Origin of the sequence: Pseudomonas sp. CM25, from assembly GCF_013179705.1 — a bacterium.
In the GTDB taxonomy this organism is placed as follows: domain Bacteria; phylum Pseudomonadota; class Gammaproteobacteria; order Pseudomonadales; family Pseudomonadaceae; genus Aquipseudomonas.
In genome coordinates this window covers 1-1,689 of sequence record NZ_JABMCW010000609.1, presented here as the reverse complement: position 1 = coordinate 1,689, position 1,689 = coordinate 1, and the positions used below count along the sequence as shown (strand labels likewise).

The 1,689-nt window shown below is 58.7% G+C and carries 1 protein-coding gene; it reads left to right on the top strand.

Going from position 1 to position 1,689, the window contains the following annotated elements; translation table 11 throughout:
- Nucleotides 1-1,689: immunoglobulin-like domain-containing protein (locus HP546_RS29950; protein ID WP_372242485.1), on the top strand; the 1,689-nt coding region annotated here is incomplete at both ends.

Below are 1,689 nucleotides of genomic sequence, written 5' to 3'. Positions count from 1 at the left end.
CGGCTAATGACGTCTACAACAACGGTTCCACCGTCAGCGTCACCATCGAGAACGCCACCGGCGGTAACTTCGAGCAGCTGACCCCGAACCCGACGCCTGCTCAAACCACGATCAATGATTCGGTCGATAACACCACCGCGACCCTGACGGCGAGCCCGTCGGTGACCGAAGGCGGCGTGATCACCTACACCGTGACCCTGAGCAACCCTGCTCAGTCGCCGGTGACCGTGACCCTGTCCAACGGCCAGACCATCACTGTTGAAGCGGGCAAGACCCAGGGCAGTGTCGACTTCCAGACCCCGGCTAATGACGTCTACAACAACGGTTCCACCGTCAGCGTTACCATCGATGGCGCCACTGGCGGCAACTTCGAGCAGCTGACCCCCAACCTGACTCCGGCGTCGACTGTCATCAATGACAGTGTCGATACCGTCACCGTCAGCATCGTCAGCAATGGCAACGTGACCGAGGACCAGCAGCCGTCCTTCACAGTGAAAGTAAGCCAGGCACTGGACCGTCCACTGACTGTTACCCTGTCCAACGGCGACAAGGTGACTATCGAAGCCGGTAAAACCGAAGTCGAATACAAGGCCTCCGCCCAAGGCGATGATGTCATCAAGGACGCTGGCTCTCTCACCCTCAGCGTCACCGACGCCACTGTCCAGGGTGCCACCTTCGAGCACCTGGTCATCGGTGGCCCGGCTACCGTTGAAATCTCGGACACTATCAGTGAAGTCGTCGCCAGACTGACTGCTACACCTTCGGTAACCGAAGGTGGCGAGATCACTTATACCGTCACGCTGACCAACAAGGACGGCCTGCCGGTGGATAACCACTCGGCGCTGTACTTCACGCTAAGCGATGGCAAGACCGTTGTTGTGGTACCCGCCAACAGCAACACCGGCTCAATTACAGTCACTGCACCAGACAACGTGTATGTTGGCGCCAACGACCCGGTCGTGAAGGCTATTGCCGACGTCAGCGGGGCAGATGCGTGGAAGTTCGAACAACTGACCCTGGACAAGACCCCGGTCAGCACCACGGTTACCGATGAGCCAGGCACGCCAGGCAATCCAAACCCGGGTGGCGGTAACGAAGGTGACATCGTCAAGGTCACCATCACGGCTGACCAGGTATCGGTCGCCGAGAATGTGAAGCCGACCTTCACCGTGCACATCAACACTGCATTGGCCAACGACCTGGTTGTGACGCTGAGCAACAACGCCCAGGTCATCATCAAGGCTGGCGAGACCAGCGTGCAGTACACCCACGATGCGCAGGGTGACGACGTCTATCAGGATGCCGGCGAAATCAGCCTGGGTATCAAGACCGCCGAAGACGCCAAGGGCACCGCTTTCGAGAACCTGCAGTTTGGCGGTGATGCGTCGGTAAAAGTTACCGACACCATCAACGAAGTGGTAGCCAAACTGACTGCCACGCCTTCGGTGAACGAAGGCGGCGAGATCACCTACACCGTCACGCTGACCAACAAAGATGGTCTGCCGATCAACAACCATTCGGAGCTGTTCTTCAAGCTGACTGATGGCACCACGGTTGTTGTACCGGCCAACAGCACTACTGGCTCGATCACCGTTACTGCTCCAGACAACGTGTATGTGGGCGCTAACGAGCCCGTGGTCAACGCCATCGAAGCGGTCAGCGGCGCGGATGCGTGGAAGTTCGAGAACC